The sequence below is a fragment of the Phytobacter sp. V91 genome, from assembly GCF_965644225.1.
GTDB lineage: Bacteria > Pseudomonadota > Gammaproteobacteria > Enterobacterales > Enterobacteriaceae > CBFFRJ01.
Genome location: NZ_CBFFRJ010000284.1, coordinates 1 through 1,041, shown reverse-complemented (window position 1 = coordinate 1,041; position 1,041 = coordinate 1). Strand labels below are relative to the sequence as shown.

Here is a 1,041-nt window from a genome sequence, read left to right as displayed (position 1 = left end):
TATTGTCACGCACCATGGCGTTCAGGATGGTCACCAGCTTCCTGACGCAGGCTGTTATCGCCACTTTGTACGGTTTTCCGTTGGCTCTTAACCTCTCGAAGAACGCCCTGATGGTCGGGTTGTGGCGCACCGCTGTCATCGTCGCCATATACATCGCCGCACGCACCGCGCTTCGCCCACCCCAGATACAGCGTTTCCCTTTCATTTTCCCGCTGTCTCTCGCATACGGGCACACACCAACCAGCGCACTTATCTTTCTTCTGCTCAGTTTTCCCAGCTCCGGCAGCATTGACAGCAGCACCGCCAGCGTGGTCTTTCCTATGCCCTTGACCTCTTCCAGCAGCTTCACTTTTTCCCGCCACAGCGGCATGACCTTTATCTGCCGGTCAATGTCGTCGTCCGCATCCTTTATCTCGCTGCTCAGCCAGTCGATATGTCGTTTAATTCCCGCCTGGATAAAGATGTCATCGCAGGTGCCGTAGCGGTTCTGCTCCATGGCCCGGTTGTCCACAAGCTGGCGACGGCGGGACACCATCATCGACAGGCGTTGCGTCTGTTCATCCTGCGTGGGTCGCACTTCGGGCTCCATACGACGACCAAATTCACAGATGACACGGGCATCGTTTGGGTCAGTTTTGAAGAGGGTTCCCAGAGCCCTGGCGAAGTTTTTGACCTGTCGGGGATTCACCACTGCCACGGGGATACCGGCAAGTTCAAGTGTGGCGGCGAGAAGGTTGTGGTAACGACTGGTGGCCTCCATCACAACGAGCCTGACGTTGAGTGATGCGAGGTTGTCGATAAGTTGCTGATGTCCTTCAGGGGTATTTTCCAGATGAAGGAAGCGGTTTTCAGGGCTGATAAACACATCGAAAGTGTGTTTGGCGATATCAACGCCAACGGTAGAGTGTTGCGCCATGTTCATGTCTCCCGGCCTTGTAAGATACGGGCTGGCATATGCCGCCCGGGCAGCTGTTCGGGTTTACAGGAAAACTGATGCCACGCCATAAGCTCTCCCGCGGGCTTGAAAACCCAGAGGGTTAA

1 protein-coding gene is annotated in these 1,041 nt (G+C 55.5%); it reads right to left on the bottom strand.

Annotation, left to right across the window (positions count from 1 at the left end):
* A partial coding sequence (locus ACSZO4_RS25660) for an IS110 family transposase (protein ID WP_437891902.1) occupies positions 1–916 on the bottom strand: 916 nt, incomplete at its 3' end.
* Positions 917–1,041: the final 125 nt, after the last annotated feature.